Genomic DNA, 16,275 nt, shown 5'->3' on the forward strand with positions numbered 1-16,275 from the left:
GAAAAAGAGGCTTTTATAGTGGCTACAGAAAATGGAGTTTTTGTTTTCTTTAGATTATTAAAATAGTTGTTTTATTTATAGAATATTACGCAATTTTTTTCTGTTTTTTAAACAAGATCATTGTTTTTATAAAAAGCAATTTGTGAGTAAATAAGCTGAGGAAACTTTTTAAAAGATAGATTTATTTAAGCAGGTATAGCATTTTACAGCGGTTTATTCCCAAATTTTCATATATTTGTTGTATGAGAAGATTAGGGCATTATATAAAAATTTTCACTTCAATACTAGGCTATGTTTAACATATCAATGTTTATATTAGCCTTATTTTAATTTTTATGGTGAGAAGAAGCAAAGACAATTGGATTATTCAAAAATAAAAGGTGCATATTCATGTTCGATGCAATTCAAATTCGTGAAGCACATTTTCCAAGTCGCGCACCTATTGATGCTTATGGAAATGGTGGGTTTCGTTTTGCTGATATGTCTCATAGAGGTTCTATTATTTGTGTACCATCAGGTATTTATGGCATTGAGATGGCAGGGCCTGTTCCCACTCAAAGGGATATATCTCGTATTTTAGAAGAAGCTTCTGAAATCGAAGTTTTATTAATAGGTACTGGAATTGAATTATTACGATTACCTGAAGAGTTACGGGTGCTTTTATGGGAAAAACGTATTTCATCAGATACAATGAGTACGGGAGCGGCGGTGCGTACATTTAATGTTTTATTGGCTGAAGATCGCGCTGTTGCGGCGTTATTATTTGCGGTAGAATAGAGTATTGTTTAATAAAACAAAGGCTCTGGTCTAGCATGAAAGACTTGTGTGATTATTTTCTGCGCTGTAAAATACTGTCGTTTAAGGCGGTGATATAAGGGTATAGAATATACATAACTTAACACATTAAGTGTTTTTAAATACAGCAGCAAGTATTCAGGACAAAGTTTGCTCATAGTTCCTAATAAATCACATGAGTGATCAGCTCTTGGCACTTAAGACGGTTCATAAGAGGCATTTTAATTCTTTCTTATACAGTTTTTACCTACAAGCCAGTTCCGCTTGTGACGTGCAAGGGAATAGTTTTTATTGATGTAACATGGAATTGGTTTGAAATGAAAGCATATCTACGATATTTGGGATTCTAATTTAACATACAAAACACAAAATTATCATTATAAATCAATGCGTTTATAGTAACAGAAACGTACCGAGAGCAATTGGATTTTTTAGAAATTGGTGTTGGTAAGAACCTTTGTCTTTTAGGATGGGGAGGAGGTCAATGATTTGATGAAGTTTTTGTGATCAGTGCATTTTTTATAAAATAACATTGTCATTTATCCACTGAAAAAGTGTCTTGCATTGTTTGTTGTTCAAGTTTTACTATGCATGTTACGATTGGTTTTTAGCTTTTTATTGCAAATGAAAACTTGAAGTCCGATAAGATAAGTTTTATCAGAAAAATTATTTATTTAATTTTTTTCTTTCTAAAACGAAAAGGGACTAGAAAAGAAATTTTAATTCATAATACAGTTAAGAGACACATTTAAAAATCTTATTTTCTGAACTGTATTTGCTTATCCTTCATTTTTTAATATGAATAAAAAGAGGGTATTAATTTAATTGCTAAAAAAGGGACGTTAATAGGTTCATTGAATGATAGGCTCTCTTCCTTATTGTCTTGATATTTTACGTACCATAGATCGTGATCGCTATATATCGGTTTTATTTGCACCTAAAAAAAAGCGCCAAGCATTGGCTGCTCTTTATGTATTTAATGCTGAAGTTTCTCGTATCCGCGAAAGTGTACATGATCCTCTCATAGGAGAAATACGGTTACGTTGGTGGTATGATGCTATTGCTCATGGTGAAATGCAAACGAGTGGAAACAATCCGATTTTGAATGATTTATTAAAAGCAATGACTCTTTTTAATTTACCTAAGATAGCTTTTTTACGTTATTGTGATGCGCAAATTTTAGATCTTTATCACAATCCAATAGAAACACTTCATGATCTAGAGCATTATTGTGGTGAGACAGCAGGCATAATTTTACAGCTTTCTTGTCAGATATTAGATCCTGAAACTGCACAAGAGTTTACAGATATCTATGAACATGGAGGGATTTCTCAAGGATTAAGCGGTGTATTGCGTCTTTTATCATTCATGCAATCACGATATCAATATTATTTACCCACTGATATATTAAAGGCTGTAGGAGTGAATAGGGAAGATTTGGAATCTCATCGTCTCAGCGATCAACAAAAGGGTTGTATTGTTGAAGCTATGGTAGCATTATCGCGCGATCATTATACCCAATTTTACGAGTATTCTTGTACTTTACCTAGAGTTCTTAAGCCAGCTTTTCTTCCATTGGTCATTGTACCAGCTTCTCTTCAAAAAGCTATACAGCTGGGGGCAGCAATTTTTCAAGAGAGTGCAACTTTGCCATTGATGTATCGCTATTGGTTGATAACAAGGGCAGCAATAAGCGGCAATTTTCCAAAGATATTGTAAAAAAATATTACTACGTTGGAATGCGTAACATGTAGACTGATTTTTTCATATGAAGATAAAAGGAGCTATTGTGATTCCAAACCATTTTTTTGTTATAAAAAATGTTGATGTTTTGGTTGTTATGAACGCAAAAGAATAAGAAATTTTATGATCTTGAAAATACGCTGTATTTCTTCATCAGTAATATGTTTTATTCAGTGTATTGGATGGGTGAGATGCAGAGAAAGAAAAACATGAGCTAAATCTTAATACATTGGTTTGTTTGAAGAAGAACTTTTAAGTACTCTGAATGTATTGATTGTATCTCATTTGCAAATGAAATAAAATTTCTATTTTATGAGAGAAGTTATCTTAGCAGTCTATAAGTCTATAAAAAACTCTTATTTTTGAGAAATTATAACATCATAATTGATGACTGTTATGATTGATGAATATATTGATTTATAATGATAATTCGTTTTTTCTCATATTGAATGAGAGTCTTGAATAGAAAAAGATTTCTCCATTTTTATAATGAATTTTAAAAATAGTTTTTTTATCTATTATAAGTTTGGTGTGTAAATGAAATCATTTAAGGAAGAAGCAATATGCTCCCTATGAATGAATATTAAGAGTAGCAATATAATGAGCTATGAATGAATGACGATAGGGATGATATTTATAGCTTAATGGGCGGCAACCTTTACAACCTTTTGGATGGATAATGTTTTTTAATGCATTGCAAAAACGATTCTACATTCCATTGACTATTTTCTCGCAAATCCATACATGCACTGTTTTGCGAGAAAATGAATCATTATACAAACGCTGATCCTAAGATATGCAGACAAGAAATCCGTCTTACCTCTTCAACTATAGAAGAAGAGCTGATGAAAACTTTATCAATAAGTTCTTAAAATTATGCACAATCTTTTTATTGGAGAGCGTTAAAGATCTGATTATAATTTGTGCTATTAATTTCCAAAGGATGTTCTTTATTGGCAACTTGTAGCATTTCTAGCTTGAGATCTTCTCTTATCATCATATCTATATTGGCGCGGACCTCAGTTGAAAGAGTATGAGACGTGATATCTTTAGGCATGGTTACAGTCTTTATTTGATAAATGATACGGTTTGTTGCAACCGGACCTTTTATGATGCCATAATGACCTTTGGGAGCAGCAAATAATGCTTTAATCCCTTCAACGCCAAGGATTTCAGATGCGTCTTGACGCCGGAGGGCGGGTGTTGTTTGTTTTGTAACACCAAGGGTATGAGCAAGAGCAACAAGACTTTTTCCTTCTGTGAGCTGTTTGAGAGCATTTTGGGCTTTTTCATCAAGAAGACGTTGGATTTCCTCATTTTTCCATTGAGAAAGAACATCTAGCTTAGCCTCTTCAAGTGTCTTATCGCGGGCAGGAATAATTTTATCGACCTTGTACCAGAGATATCCACCATTTTGAAAAGAGAGAGGATCAAGATCGACTCCTTCGTTTGATTGATAGATGGCATTCAGTAAAATATCTTTTTGAGGTAAATCCGTGAGTATTGCACCTTCAAACGTTTTTCCCGTTTTATCAATAGTAATTGTGCGCAAAGATAACTTGTATTGGTCAGCTAACTCTTTGAGAGAAGCTCCCTCAAAACGAGCATTTTCAATGGCAGCATAATTGTTATGGATATCATCAGTAGCACGATTTTTGGCAAGTGTTTGGCGAATATTTTCTTCTACACTTTCAAAAGGAAGAGAGCTTGAAGGTTCAATATGCGTAACGCGAATGAGAACAGGTCCCTGTAAGTCATTGATCACAGGACTGACTTGGCCTTGTTGAAGTTCAAAAATTTCAGTTGTCAGATGATTAGGAAGTTCATTTTCTGCGAGAGGACCTTTTTTTATGTCATTAAGAGTCTTTTTTTCAGCTTTTACCAGTTCATCAAAACTCAATCCATCAGCTATTTTTTTTGCTGCATTATCGGCTTCTTCGCGTGAGGGGAATCGCAGTTCTTCGAATGTACGCTTTTCAGGCGTTACAAAACGTGAAGCATTTTGTGTATAATAGGCTTTCGCCTCATCTGTTGAGATATCTTTAGGTTTTACAAAATCATTAAGTTCCATAGATAGCAAAGAGACAGTACGGTATTCTGGAGCACGAAATTGACTTTGATGTGTTTCAAACCATTTTTGTAATGTTTCGTAATCAGGATCAGCAATTGTTTCCTTTTCTTTTAGATCAATAACGAGATAATCAGCAATACGCATTTCTCCTTGATAAAGAGCAAGTGCTTTATAAAAGAGATTTGGTGCCTTCATATCAGAAAGTAAAGCAGCAATAAGCTGATTACGCTTTTCTTGTTTGGTGTAATAATTAAGAAAAGCACTTTCACTAATACGTAAATGCTGAAGATAGTTATAAAACAAGTTTTTATCAAAAGTGCCATTTACCTGGAACATCTTATCAGAACCAATCGTATGAGCTATTGTATCTTTTGAAAGACTTATTTTCATTTTACGTGCTTGTTCATCAAGCAGTACATTTTGTTGTAATTGATTAAATACAAAAGCAGGAATTTGGTATTGCTGCATTTCATTTGTTGTAAACATTCGTCCAAGATGAGCAGCATATGCTAAACGTGCGCTTTTATCGGCGAGTGCAAGACGATAATCATCGACAGTTACTGTGGACTTTCCAGAAGTAATAAGATCTCTTTCACTTTTTTTGTGTAACTGCGGTACCCCCCATAAAAGAATGAAGCATAAGAGTAAAATAGCAAGGAAAATTCTAAAAATCCAAGAATTTGTAGCATTTCTTATGATGTCAAGCATTGTTCAAGTCCATTTTTAATGTGAGTTATTATCAAAGCTGTAATGGAATTTGCAATAAAGAGATGAAAGATGCAAGCTTTAAAGACTTGCTTTCATTTTATAATTTGGTAACTACAGATAAACAATGTATTGTAAAAGCTCTTGAGGTGAAAATATGTCTCAAAATATTCGGCCTTTTCTTGCTGGAAATTGGAAAATGAATGGAACGAGTGAATCGCTTGGAGAGTTGCGTGCTATTGCTACAGGCGTTAGCTCTGATCTAGGTCATCTATTTGAAGCCCTAATTTGTGTTCCAGCAACGCTTTTATCGCGTGCTTCTAATACGCTGAATGGTGAAAATCTCCTTTTAGGAGGACAAAATTGTCACTTTGATGATCATGGTCCTTATACTGGAGATATTTCAGCTTTTATGCTTAAAGAAGCGGGAGCAAGTCATGTTATTATTGGGCATTCAGAACGTCGTACAGTGTACCAGGAAAATGATGCGATTGTCTGTGCCAAAGTGCAAGCTGCGTGGCGAGCAGGTCTTGTGGCTCTTGTATGTATTGGTGAAACATTGGAGGAGCGTAATAATAATAAAGTACTGGATATTCTCACGCAGCAGCTTGAAGAATCTCTCCCAGATGATGCAACAGCAGAGAATACCATTATCGCTTATGAACCAGTTTGGGCAATAGGCACCGGCAATACAGCGACTCCAGAAGATATTGCAAAAGTACATCATTTCATTCGTGATAGGGTGCGCTCTCGTTTTGGTGATGAAGGCAATAAGATACGTTTGCTTTATGGTGGATCCGTAAAACCATCCAATGCATTTGAGCTTTTAAGCATTGCTCATGTTAATGGTGCTTTGATAGGTGGAGCAAGCTTAAAAGCGATTGATTTTTTAACTATTTGCGATGTTTGTCGTAAACTATAGCAGAGAAATTTGAGTTTCCCCTTGGATTGTGCGTTATTTATGTGTAAATAGCTATTAAAGAGTTATTTGAAGAGCAGGGTTTATGCAAACAGTACTTATAGTTATTCATTTTTTGATTGTGATTACTTTGGTTGGTGTTATATTAATTCAACCTTCAGAAGGTGGTGGGCTAGGTGTGAGTAATAGCTCAGGGTTGATGAAAACTCGTGGATCTCGAAACCCTTTAACACGTTTGACTGCTATTTTAGCCTGTTGTTTTTTTGTTGTGTCTATTGGACTTACCGTGGTGAGTAATATATCAAATTCTAGTTCTGATATCTTAAAGCGTATACCGGTTAATTCAGAACAGAATTCTACCAATAAAGACTCAGGATCAGTCCCATCGTCAGGTGGTGAGTCTTCCCCTTCTATTCTTGAACAGCTAGGAGGCACTTCGAATTCTTCGCAGGAACAGAAACAGTCCACAAATCCTGAAGCAGAAAGTCCAGTTCCTCAGGTTCTTGAAAATACAGTTCCCGATAACAGTACAAAATAGTTTTTTAAGAAAACATAGACTTTTTAAAAAAGGTGATTTTTTTCGCCTTTTTTATTTTAGAAGAAAAATTGTTTCTTTTTGCATTTTTTGCTGGAAAAATCATTATAAATTGCTTATCACCATAAGCCCATGGCACGTTATGTTTTTATTACTGGTGGTGTGGTTTCTTCCCTTGGAAAAGGCATCGCAGCGGCGGCGTTAGCAGCGTTATTACAGGCTCGTGGCTATCGCGTACGTCTTCGCAAACTTGATCCTTATTTAAATGTTGATCCAGGTACGATGTCACCTTATCAACATGGTGAAGTATTTGTGACCGATGATGGTGCAGAAACGGATCTTGATCTTGGTCATTATGAGCGTTTTACTGGGCGTTCTGCAAATAGCCAAGATAATATTACAACAGGGCGTATTTATCGCAATATCATTGAACGAGAGCGGCGTGGTGATTATTTGGGGGCAACAGTCCAAGTTATCCCTCATGTTACAGATGAAATTAAGAGATTCATTACGATGGGAAATGAAGAATTTGATTTTGTTTTGTGTGAGATAGGTGGAACGGTTGGTGATATTGAAGCAATGCCTTTTCTAGAAGCGATTCGTCAGCTTCGCAATGAGCTACCGAGACAAAATGTCGTTTATGTCCATCTCACATTAATGCCTTATATTCCTTCAGCAGGTGAATTAAAAACGAAACCAACACAACATTCTGTCAAAGAATTGCAAGCAGTTGGTATTTCTCCTGATATTTTGCTTGTACGTGCAGATCGATCTATTCCAGAAACAGAACGGTGCAAATTATCACTTTTTTGCAATGTTCGCTCCAATGCAGTCATTCAGGCATTAGATATGCCAACAATTTATGATGTTCCTATGGCATACCATAAGGAGGGTTTGGACTCTGAAGTTCTTTGCGCTTTTGGAATCGATTCGGCACCTTCCCCCAAGATGGATCGTTGGGAAGATATTACGCATCGTATTCACCATCCTGAAGGAGAAGTTACGATTGCTGTTGTGGGAAAATATACGGGCTTAAAGGATGCTTATAAATCTCTTATTGAAGCGATTGCGCATGGTGGTTTAGCGAATAGAGTGAAGGTTAATATTGAGTGGATTGATTCGGAGCTTTTTGAAAAAGAAGATTCTGTTTCAGCTTTACAAAAAGCCCATGGAATTTTGGTTCCAGGTGCTTTTGGGGCACGAGGGGCAGAAGGGAAGATTCGAGCAATTCAATTTGCGCGAGAGCGTAAAGTTCCATTTTTAGGGATTTGTTTTGGGATGCAATTAGCTTGTATAGAAGCTGCGCGCAATATTGCACAGATTGAGAATGCTTCATCAAGTGAGTTTTGTGAAACAGACAATCCAATTGTAGGTTTAATGACAGAATGGCTTAAAGGAGACGTTCTTGAAAAACGTACAAGAAATGGTGATCTCGGCGGTTCAATGCGCCTTGGTGCTTTTGCTGCTGAATTAAAAGAAGAGAGTCATATTGCTCAAATTTATGGGGTGACCAAGATTGTCGAGCGACATCGTCATCGTTATGAGGTCAATATTGATTATAAGGATAAGTTAGAACAGTGTGGTTTGATTTTTTCTGGGATGTCTCCTGATGGTATTTTACCAGAAACGATAGAATATGTAGATCATCCATGGTTTATTGGTGTTCAATATCATCCAGAATTAAAATCCCGTCCTTTTGATCCACATCCGCTTTTTTCTTCTTTTATTGAAGCTGCTGTAGAACAAAGTCGATTAGTTTAATGCATAAATTGGGTTACTTTGCTTTTGAGGGATAAAATGACTAAACCAAATGCCCGTGTGAAAGTTGGAAATATGATTTTTTCAAATGAAATGCCTCTTTCATTAATTGCAGGGCCGTGTCAGATGGAAAGTCGTGATCATGCTTTTGAAATGGCTGGTCGTATTAAAACAATTACCGATCAGCTTGGTATCGGGTTTGTTTATAAATCAAGTTACGATAAAGCCAACAGAACCTCTTTGGGGGCGGCACGTGGTATTGGTCTTGAAAAAGCAATGTCCATTTTTTCTGATTTAAAAAAAGAGTTTAATTGTCCCATATTAACTGATGTGCATACAGAAGAGCAATGTACAATTGTTTCTTCTACAGTTGATATTTTACAAATACCGGCTTTTTTATGTCGTCAAACAGATCTTTTGGTAGCAGCCGCCAAAACAGAATGTGTTATTAACATTAAAAAAGGTCAGTTTTTAGCGCCGTGGGACATGGAGAATGTTTTAAAAAAGGTTGTTTACAGTGGTAATCCGAATGTTATGCTTTGTGAGCGAGGCACGTCATTTGGTTACAACCGACTTATTTCTGATATGCGTTCGTTGCCTATTTTACGTTCATTTGGTGCTCCTGTTATTTTTGATGCAACGCATTCTGTTCAAGAACCTGGGGGGCAGGGGGCTTCATCTGGTGGGCAGCGTCAATTTGTTGAAATTTTAGCGCGTGCAGCTGTTTCTGTTGGGGTAGCTGGTATTTTTTTAGAAACACATCAAGATCCAGATAATGCACCTTCTGATGGACCCAATATGGTTAAAGTTGATGATTTACAAAGATTGCTTGAGACTTTAATGGAATTTGATTATCTGTCAAAAAAGTTGAGTTGAGAAGAGAAAAAATATTTCATTAATAGGGCTTTATAAATGAATCGAGACTTTTATTGGATAAGGAAACACATATGACTATAATTGTCGATATCATTGGGCGTGAAGTTCTTGATAGCCGTGGTAATCCAACGGTAGAAGTTGATGTTCATTTGGAGAATGGAGCTTTTGGTCGCGCTCTGGTTCCTTCGGGAGCTTCAACAGGAGCACACGAGGCTATAGAGCTTCGTGATGGTGGTTTGCGCTATCAAGGGAAAGGTGTTGAAAAAGCGGTTGCTGCAGTTAATGGCGAAATTCTTGAAGAACTTGGTGGGCGGGATGCAACAAATCAAATTGCTATTGATCAAGCAATGATTGCTTTGGATGGAACGCCAAACAAAGCCCGTCTTGGTGCCAATGCACTTCTTGGTGTTTCATTAGCTGTTGCAAAAGCAGCTGCGGATTCATTAAATTTACCTTTGTATCGTTATATTGGTGGTACACAAGCGCATATTCTTCCAACCCCCATGATGAATATTATTAATGGTGGTGTTCATGCTGATAATTTGATTGATTTTCAAGAGTTTATGATTATTCCTATAGGAGCTCCTACTGTAAAAGAAGCTATCCGTTATGGCGCTGAGATTTTCCATGCATTAAAAAAGCGTTTAAAAGATGCGGGTTATAATACCAATGTTGGTGATGAAGGTGGTTTTGCTCCTCAATTTAAAAGTGCTGATCAAGCAATTGATTTTATTATGGAATCTATCATGATATGTGGTTATAAACCAGGTGAACAAATTGCCATTGGTTTAGACTGTGCTTCAACCGAATTTTATAAAAATGGTTCGTATTTTTATAAAGGTGAGGGGAAATGCCGAGACACCCAAGAGCAGGTAGATTATTTAGCGCAGCTTGTGAAAAATTATCCTATTATTACAATTGAAGATGGAATGGCAGAGGATGATTGGGAAGGTTGGAAGCTACTTACTGACACAATTGGAGAAAAATGTCAGCTTGTTGGCGATGATTTGTTTGTAACGAATTCAGCACGTTTGCGTGATGGTATCAAAATGGGGGTAGGCAATTCTATTCTCATAAAAGTTAATCAAATTGGTACATTGAGTGAAACACTTGATGCTGTAGAAGTAGCACATAAAGCAGGTTATCGTGCCATTATATCTCATCGTTCAGGCGAGACAGAGGATTCTTTCATTGCAGATCTTGCTGTTGCAACGAATTGTGGACAAATTAAAACAGGTTCTCTTGCACGTTCGGATAGATTAGCAAAATACAATCAACTTATTCGTATTGAAGAAATGCTAGGAGCCCAAGCGCATTATGCTGGTGATTTATATCGTGTATAGTTGTGAGCACAAAATATGAAAGTATAAGATCATTTAGATTATGAAATTGATATTTCTTATCAAAGGCATATACGCAATAATTTTTAAGTGTTTAAATTTATAGGGATTAAGATGAGAGGTATAATTATTAGTCAAGATCAAGGAAATTATCTCGTTTCGGGTGATGATGGTAAACGTTATCAGTTTGCGACTTGGGATTGGTTGGGAAAGAATCCACCAAGGATTGGTAATGCTGTTGATTTTGTCTGTGAAGGAGGTGTTGTCAGTTCTGTTTTCCCATTGTTGAGACCAGGTACAGAGAACACAAAGATAATGTTCGCACTGCTTTGTTGGGTTGCAGGTATCTTTGGTGTCCATCGCTTTATGGTTGGTAAAGTTAGGACTGGTGCTTTAATGCTGGTTCTATCTTTATCATTGTTTGGATTGATAATTACCGGAATTTGGGCAGTTGTTGATTTTATAGTCATTCTTGGAGGAAGATTTACGGATAAAGATGGGAATCAGATTACAGATTTTTAAAAATTTTATAATAAAGAGAAAGTAATTCAGTTCGCTTTTTATTTTTATAAATAATTAAGTTGCATTATGCAAAATTATTGTACTATATTTATTTGATATGAGATATTAAAAAACATGTATAGCTAAGTAAAAGTATTGAAAAAGGCAATGCTATTTTATACGGGTAAAGAAAAGACGCAAATTAATTAAGGCGTGCATTATTTTTCTGCTTATAGCAGTGGATAGCATTGGATTATTGGAGGCTCCAAACTATCCTAATTTCACGTTTATTACGGCTGCTACAAATTGTATTTACACCGTGAGGTTAATCCGCATATTATCAAATTAGAAATAATCTCTTTATGAATAACACATAAGGAGCGTGGGTAAGGATGAAGAGTAAAATTATTGTTCAAAATCAAGGGGTTTATTTCGTTTTGGGAGGTGATGATAAGCGTTATCAATTTGAGGATTGGAATTGGTTAGGAAAAAACCACCAAGCAGAGGGGATACCGTTGATTTTATCTTCATTTTAATAGGAAATTTTAGGAAAAAAGCTACAAATTAGAGGATATCCAATATTTATAATATAAAAAGTGAGGCATTCAACTTACTTTGATCGTATTAAGGGGGGGATAAATTGAAATAACAAATTATTTTGGTGTAGATTTGGTAATGAGGTATTAATCAAAATCATGCATAGTTGGGCAAAATATCAAGAAATTTGTGCTGTAAAGACTGTGCTATTTTATGTGGACAAAGCAGAAACGTCGATCAATCAAAGTACGCTTTGTACTACCTCTTATGACGGTGGGAGTCTTAAGCTATTTCAGTTATCACATTTATCATGGTGAGTATGGATTGTATTCACGCAGTGAAGTTAATCAGCATATTAGCGAATTAGAAAAGGAGCTTCATGAAATAGAAGCTGAGCGGATATTCATGGAAAAGCGTATTTCTCTTTTACGCAATGGGCATATAGAAAAAGATATGTTGGATGAGTATGTCCGAAAGAATTTGAACTTTTCTAAGCCAAATGAATTGACAATCTTAATACCTTGAAATGATACCAAAGGTAAATGAAAAATCGCTTAATTTAAACAACAATCAGCAATGATATTGTTTAAGCCGATTGATAAGGCTTGTAACTTTTGTTCGTAAAGGTTATTCCTAAATAATCATAAAAGGGAGTTTAATATGGCAGAACGACTTAAAAAAAATTCTGCGTCGGCGGCGCGCACTGCATTATCAAGCACCACAAAGAAAGCACCAATAGCAGATTTTACAAAAGAAGAAGAAATTGATGCCTATCGTGAAATGCTTTTAATTCGCCGTTTTGAAGAAAAAGCAGGACAACTTTATGGTATGGGGCTTATTGGGGGATTTTGTCACCTTTATATTGGTCAGGAAGCCGTTGTTATAGGAACATTGAAAGCGGCAAAAGAAGGTGATCAGGTTATTACGTCTTACCGTGATCATGGTCATATGTTAGCCGTTGGGATGAGTCCGCGTGGTGTTATGGCAGAATTAACGGGACGTCAAGGTGGCTTTTCCAAAGGGAAAGGTGGCTCGATGCATATGTTCTCTAAAGAAAAGAACTTTTATGGGGGACATGGTATTGTTGGTGCGCAGGTTCCCATTGGTTCAGGTTTGGCATTTTCGAATCAGTACCTTGGTAAAGATAATGTGACATTGGTTTATTTTGGTGATGGTGCTGCAAATCAGGGGCAGGTTTACGAGAGTTTTAATATGGCTTCACTTTGGAAGCTTCCCGTTGTTTATATTATTGAAAACAATCAGTATGCTATGGGAACGTCAGTTTCACGTGCATCTGCAGAAACTGATTTTTCCCGACGTGGTCTTTCTTTTGAAATTCCAGGTATTGTTGTTGACGGTATGGATGTTCGATCAGTAAAAGGAGCTGCTGATAAAGCAATTTCTTGGGCACGCTCAGGTAAAGGACCGATCATTCTTGATATGCAGACCTATCGCTATCGTGGTCATTCCATGTCTGATCCAGCAAAATATCGTTCAAAGGAAGAAGTCCAAAAAATAAAAGAGGAGCACGATCCGATTGATCAAGTAAAAAGTCGGATTCTTAAAAAAAATTGGGCGAGCGAAGACGATTTAAAATCTATTGAGAAAGAGGTCCGTGCAATTGTTGCTGATGCGGTAGATTTTGCACAAAGTGATCAAGAGCCAGATGCTTCTGAGCTCTATACTGATATTTTAGTTTGATGCGAGGGAAGCAAGTATGTCTATTGATATTTTGATGCCGGCGCTTTCACCAACTATGGAAGAAGGTAAACTGTCTAAATGGCTCAAGAAAGAAGGTGATAAGGTTAGCTCTGGCGATGTTATTGCTGAAATTGAAACGGATAAGGCTACAATGGAAGTAGAGTCCGTTGATGAAGGTACTCTTGGTAAAATTTTTGTGCCTGAAGGTTCAGATGGCGTAAGGGTTAACACTGTTATCGCAATTTTGTTAGAAGAAGGTGAGCGTGCTGAGGATATTTCGCAACCTACTGATACAGCACAAAAACCTAAGGAATCTTCTCTTTCTCTGCCTTTGTCAGTTCCGCAGGCTGCTCCTACTTTTGATACATCTCTTAATTTTGATATTCCAGCGGGAACACAAATGGTTACAATGACAGTTCGTGAAGCGCTTAATCAGGCTTTGGCTGAAGAAATGCGGCGTGATGAAACAGTTTTTCTTATGGGGGAAGAAGTTGCGCAATATCAAGGTGCCTATAAGGTTAGTCAAGGTTTGTTGGAAGAATTCGGAGAACGCCGAGTTATTGATACCCCCATTACAGAGCACGGCTTTGCTGGGCTGGCTGTCGGGGCTGCTTTTGGTGGGTTACGTCCTATTGTCGAGTTTATGACCTTTAATTTTGCGATGCAGGCGATGGACCAAATTATTAACTCAGCAGCCAAGACACGTTATATGTCTGGTGGACAAATGACCGCTCCTATGGTTTTCCGAGGTCCCAATGGTGCGGCTGCCCGTGTTGGTGCTCAACATTCTCAATGTTATGCAGCATGGTATAGTCATATACCAGGTCTGAAAGTTGTTATGCCTTATAGCGCTGCAGATGCAAAAGGTTTGCTGAAAGCTGCTATTCGTGATGATAATCCTGTTGTTTTCCTTGAAAATGAGATTTTGTACGGGCATCAATTTGATGTTCCTCAACTCGATGATTTTGTTTTACCTATTGGTAAGGCGCGTATTCATAAGTCTGGACAAGATGTGACAATTGTTGCATGTGGGATTGGAATGCATTACGCGGTTGAAGCATTACCAGAAATTGAAAAACTTGGTATTGATGTTGAATTGATTGATTTACGAACCATTCGCCCGATGGATCTTCCAACAATTCTTTCTTCAGTTAAAAAAACAGGTCGTTTGGTAACAATTGAAGAGGGATTTCCTCAGTCATCCGTGGGAACTGAAATAGCAACGCGTGTTATGCAGCAGGCTTTTGACTATCTTGATGCGCCAATTGCTACGATTTCTGGCAAAGATGTTCCGATGCCTTATGCCGCTAATCTTGAGAAGTTGGCTTTGCCTAATACTGCTGAAATCATTGAGGCCGTTAAGGCTGTGACATACAGAGCATAACGGAGGAAAGCATAATGCCCATTAAAATTACAATGCCAGCGCTTTCCCCTACGATGGAAGAGGGAAATTTAACAAAATGGAATATTAAGGAGGGAGATAAGGTTTCCTCTGGTGATGTTATTGCTGAAATTGAGACGGATAAAGCGACAATGGAAGTCGAAGCCGTTGATGAAGGTAGGGTTGCTAAAATTGTTGTTCCTGCTGGAACACAAGGCGTTAAAGTAAATGCTTTAATTGTTGTTTTAGCAGAAGAAGGTGAAGATTTAGCTGAAGCTGCAAAAGTTGCAGAAGAAATCTCTTCTTCTACAAGACAAAAACCAGAGGGCATCAAACAGACAGATTCTCTGAAACAGACGGACTCAAAGGGAATAAAAATGTCTCATGAATCATCAACTGGGCAATTAATACAGCAAGATAAAAAGGAAGCTCGTCTTTTTGCCTCTCCCTTAGCGCGGCGATTAGCATCTCAGGCAGGTCTTGATTTATCCCTTATTTCTGGAAGTGGTCCGCATGGGCGCATTATTAAGCGCGATGTAGAAAAAGCTGTGAGCAGCGATATGTCTAAAGTGTCTTATTCATCATCGATAGGGGAGCTAATAGCTACAGGTGCTTCGGACAAACAGATATTGAAACTCTTCAAAGAGGATGAATATAGCTTCGCTCCCCATAATAATATGCGTAAAACAATCGCGACACGTTTGGTGGAATCAAAACAGAGAGTCCCACATTTCTATGTAACGGTAGATTGTGAACTTGATGCGCTATTAGCACTGCGTACACAACTAAATGCTGCTGCTCCAATGGTTAAGGGGCAGGAAGAAACTCAGCCTACTTATAAGATTTCTGTTAATGATATGGTGATCAAAGCTGTCGCACTTTCTTTGAAAGCGGTTCCTGATGCGAATGTTTCTTGGCTTGAAGGCGGGATGCTTCATCATAAACATTGTGATGTTGGGGTTGCTGTTTCTATTCCCAATGGATTAATTACACCGATTATTCGCCATGCAGAGAAAAAGCCGTTATCACTTATTTCCAAAGAGATGAAGGATTTTGCAAAGCGTGCGCGCGAGGGCAAATTAAAAATGGAAGAATATCAGGGTGGAACAACAGCTGTATCAAATATGGGGATGTATGGTATAAAAAGTTTTTCGGCTATTCTTAATCCACCGCATGCGACGATTTTTGCGATTGGTGCAGGGGAGCAACGCGCCGTTGTTAAAAATGGTGCATTAGTTGTTGCGACAGTTATGTCAGTTACGCTTTCTGCGGATCATCGTGCTGTCGATGGTGCTTTAGCAGCAGAGCTCGCGCGGACTTTTAAGAAGATGATTGAAAATCCATTAGCAATGTTGGTTTGAACTGTTTAACAGTTCTTCACGTAAATTGTGAGAGAGTGTATTTAAGAGAATA

At 37.2% G+C, this 16,275-nt stretch carries 14 protein-coding genes; 13 read left to right on the forward strand and 1 reads right to left on the reverse strand.

All coding sequences use genetic code 11. The features are described 5' to 3' along the window. The first annotated feature begins 390 nt into the window (after positions 1-390). Positions 391-777 carry an Mth938-like domain-containing protein gene (locus ACFIKX_RS05575; protein ID WP_375611259.1) on the forward strand — a complete coding sequence of 129 codons (387 nt, stop codon included), beginning with the start codon at positions 391-393 and terminating at the stop codon, positions 775-777. An 876-nt stretch (positions 778-1,653) separates the two neighbouring features. Further along, positions 1,654-2,514 (forward strand): phytoene/squalene synthase family protein, encoded by an 861-nt coding sequence (locus ACFIKX_RS05580; RefSeq protein ID WP_375628963.1) that lies wholly within the window; start codon positions 1,654-1,656, stop codon positions 2,512-2,514. Positions 2,515-3,427: 913 nt separating this feature from the next. On the opposite strand, the gene ACFIKX_RS05585 is transcribed toward ACFIKX_RS05580, so the two are convergent. Beyond that, positions 3,428-5,317: a peptidyl-prolyl cis-trans isomerase gene (locus tag ACFIKX_RS05585; protein ID WP_375628965.1), complete on the reverse strand. Its 1,890-nt coding sequence runs from the start codon at positions 5,315-5,317 to the stop codon at positions 3,428-3,430. 154 nt (positions 5,318-5,471) lie between these two features. Between ACFIKX_RS05585 and tpiA the strand changes: the two genes are divergently transcribed. From tpiA to ACFIKX_RS05640, 11 genes are all read left to right on the forward strand, one after another. Further along, positions 5,472-6,236, forward strand: a complete 765-nt coding sequence (gene tpiA, locus ACFIKX_RS05590; protein ID WP_375612907.1) for a triose-phosphate isomerase — start codon at positions 5,472-5,474, stop codon at positions 6,234-6,236. A gap of 82 nt (positions 6,237-6,318) precedes the next feature. Further along, positions 6,319-6,771 carry a preprotein translocase subunit SecG gene (gene secG, locus ACFIKX_RS05595; protein WP_375628967.1) on the forward strand — a complete coding sequence of 151 codons (453 nt, stop codon included), beginning with the start codon at positions 6,319-6,321 and terminating at the stop codon, positions 6,769-6,771. Between the two features lie 129 nt (positions 6,772-6,900). Continuing rightward, positions 6,901-8,529: a CTP synthase gene (locus tag ACFIKX_RS05600; protein ID WP_375611264.1), complete on the forward strand. Its 1,629-nt coding sequence runs from the start codon at positions 6,901-6,903 to the stop codon at positions 8,527-8,529. 36 nt (positions 8,530-8,565) lie between these two features. Continuing rightward, positions 8,566-9,402 (forward strand): 3-deoxy-8-phosphooctulonate synthase, encoded by an 837-nt coding sequence (gene kdsA, locus ACFIKX_RS05605; RefSeq protein ID WP_273791141.1) that lies wholly within the window; start codon positions 8,566-8,568, stop codon positions 9,400-9,402. A 71-nt stretch (positions 9,403-9,473) separates the two neighbouring features. Further along, on the forward strand, positions 9,474-10,745 hold the full coding sequence (gene eno, locus ACFIKX_RS05610; protein ID WP_375628970.1) for a phosphopyruvate hydratase: 1,272 nt from the start codon (positions 9,474-9,476) through the stop codon (positions 10,743-10,745). Between the two features lie 111 nt (positions 10,746-10,856). Then, positions 10,857-11,264, forward strand: a complete 408-nt coding sequence (locus tag ACFIKX_RS05615) for a TM2 domain-containing protein (protein WP_375612903.1) — start codon at positions 10,857-10,859, stop codon at positions 11,262-11,264. 371 nt (positions 11,265-11,635) lie between these two features. Beyond that, positions 11,636-11,779 carry a hypothetical protein gene (locus ACFIKX_RS05620; RefSeq protein ID WP_375628972.1) on the forward strand — a complete coding sequence of 48 codons (144 nt, stop codon included), beginning with the start codon at positions 11,636-11,638 and terminating at the stop codon, positions 11,777-11,779. A 214-nt stretch (positions 11,780-11,993) separates the two neighbouring features. After that, positions 11,994-12,305 carry a septum formation initiator family protein gene (locus ACFIKX_RS05625; RefSeq protein WP_375612902.1) on the forward strand — a complete coding sequence of 104 codons (312 nt, stop codon included), beginning with the start codon at positions 11,994-11,996 and terminating at the stop codon, positions 12,303-12,305. 135 nt (positions 12,306-12,440) lie between these two features. After that, on the forward strand, positions 12,441-13,481 hold the full coding sequence (gene pdhA, locus ACFIKX_RS05630; protein ID WP_375628974.1) for a pyruvate dehydrogenase (acetyl-transferring) E1 component subunit alpha: 1,041 nt from the start codon (positions 12,441-12,443) through the stop codon (positions 13,479-13,481). A 16-nt stretch (positions 13,482-13,497) separates the two neighbouring features. Beyond that, the gene (locus ACFIKX_RS05635) at positions 13,498-14,865 is read left to right on the forward strand and encodes a pyruvate dehydrogenase complex E1 component subunit beta (RefSeq protein WP_375628976.1); all 1,368 of its coding nucleotides are present in this window, start codon (positions 13,498-13,500) and stop codon (positions 14,863-14,865) included. A 14-nt stretch (positions 14,866-14,879) separates the two neighbouring features. Further along, positions 14,880-16,223 (forward strand): pyruvate dehydrogenase complex dihydrolipoamide acetyltransferase, encoded by a 1,344-nt coding sequence (locus ACFIKX_RS05640; RefSeq protein ID WP_375628978.1) that lies wholly within the window; start codon positions 14,880-14,882, stop codon positions 16,221-16,223. The last annotated feature ends 52 nt before the right edge of the window (positions 16,224-16,275 follow it).

The organism is Bartonella sp. CM86QHHN (genome assembly GCF_042194695.1).
In the GTDB taxonomy this organism is placed as follows: domain Bacteria; phylum Pseudomonadota; class Alphaproteobacteria; order Rhizobiales; family Rhizobiaceae; genus Bartonella.

Coding starts and splice junctions, on each gene's coding strand:
- ACFIKX_RS05575 (WP_375611259.1), top strand. CDS start 391: ATGTTCGATGCAATTCAAATTCGTGAAGCACATTTTCCAAGTCGCGCA.
- ACFIKX_RS05580 (WP_375628963.1), top strand. CDS start 1,654: ATGATAGGCTCTCTTCCTTATTGTCTTGATATTTTACGTACCATAGAT.
- ACFIKX_RS05585 (WP_375628965.1), bottom strand. CDS start 5,317: ATGCTTGACATCATAAGAAATGCTACAAATTCTTGGATTTTTAGAATT.
- tpiA (WP_375612907.1), top strand. CDS start 5,472: ATGTCTCAAAATATTCGGCCTTTTCTTGCTGGAAATTGGAAAATGAAT.
- secG (WP_375628967.1), top strand. CDS start 6,319: ATGCAAACAGTACTTATAGTTATTCATTTTTTGATTGTGATTACTTTG.
- ACFIKX_RS05600 (WP_375611264.1), top strand. CDS start 6,901: ATGGCACGTTATGTTTTTATTACTGGTGGTGTGGTTTCTTCCCTTGGA.
- kdsA (WP_273791141.1), top strand. CDS start 8,566: ATGACTAAACCAAATGCCCGTGTGAAAGTTGGAAATATGATTTTTTCA.
- eno (WP_375628970.1), top strand. CDS start 9,474: ATGACTATAATTGTCGATATCATTGGGCGTGAAGTTCTTGATAGCCGT.
- ACFIKX_RS05615 (WP_375612903.1), top strand. CDS start 10,857: ATGAGAGGTATAATTATTAGTCAAGATCAAGGAAATTATCTCGTTTCG.
- ACFIKX_RS05620 (WP_375628972.1), top strand. CDS start 11,636: ATGAAGAGTAAAATTATTGTTCAAAATCAAGGGGTTTATTTCGTTTTG.
- ACFIKX_RS05625 (WP_375612902.1), top strand. CDS start 11,994: ATGTGGACAAAGCAGAAACGTCGATCAATCAAAGTACGCTTTGTACTA.
- pdhA (WP_375628974.1), top strand. CDS start 12,441: ATGGCAGAACGACTTAAAAAAAATTCTGCGTCGGCGGCGCGCACTGCA.
- ACFIKX_RS05635 (WP_375628976.1), top strand. CDS start 13,498: ATGTCTATTGATATTTTGATGCCGGCGCTTTCACCAACTATGGAAGAA.
- ACFIKX_RS05640 (WP_375628978.1), top strand. CDS start 14,880: ATGCCCATTAAAATTACAATGCCAGCGCTTTCCCCTACGATGGAAGAG.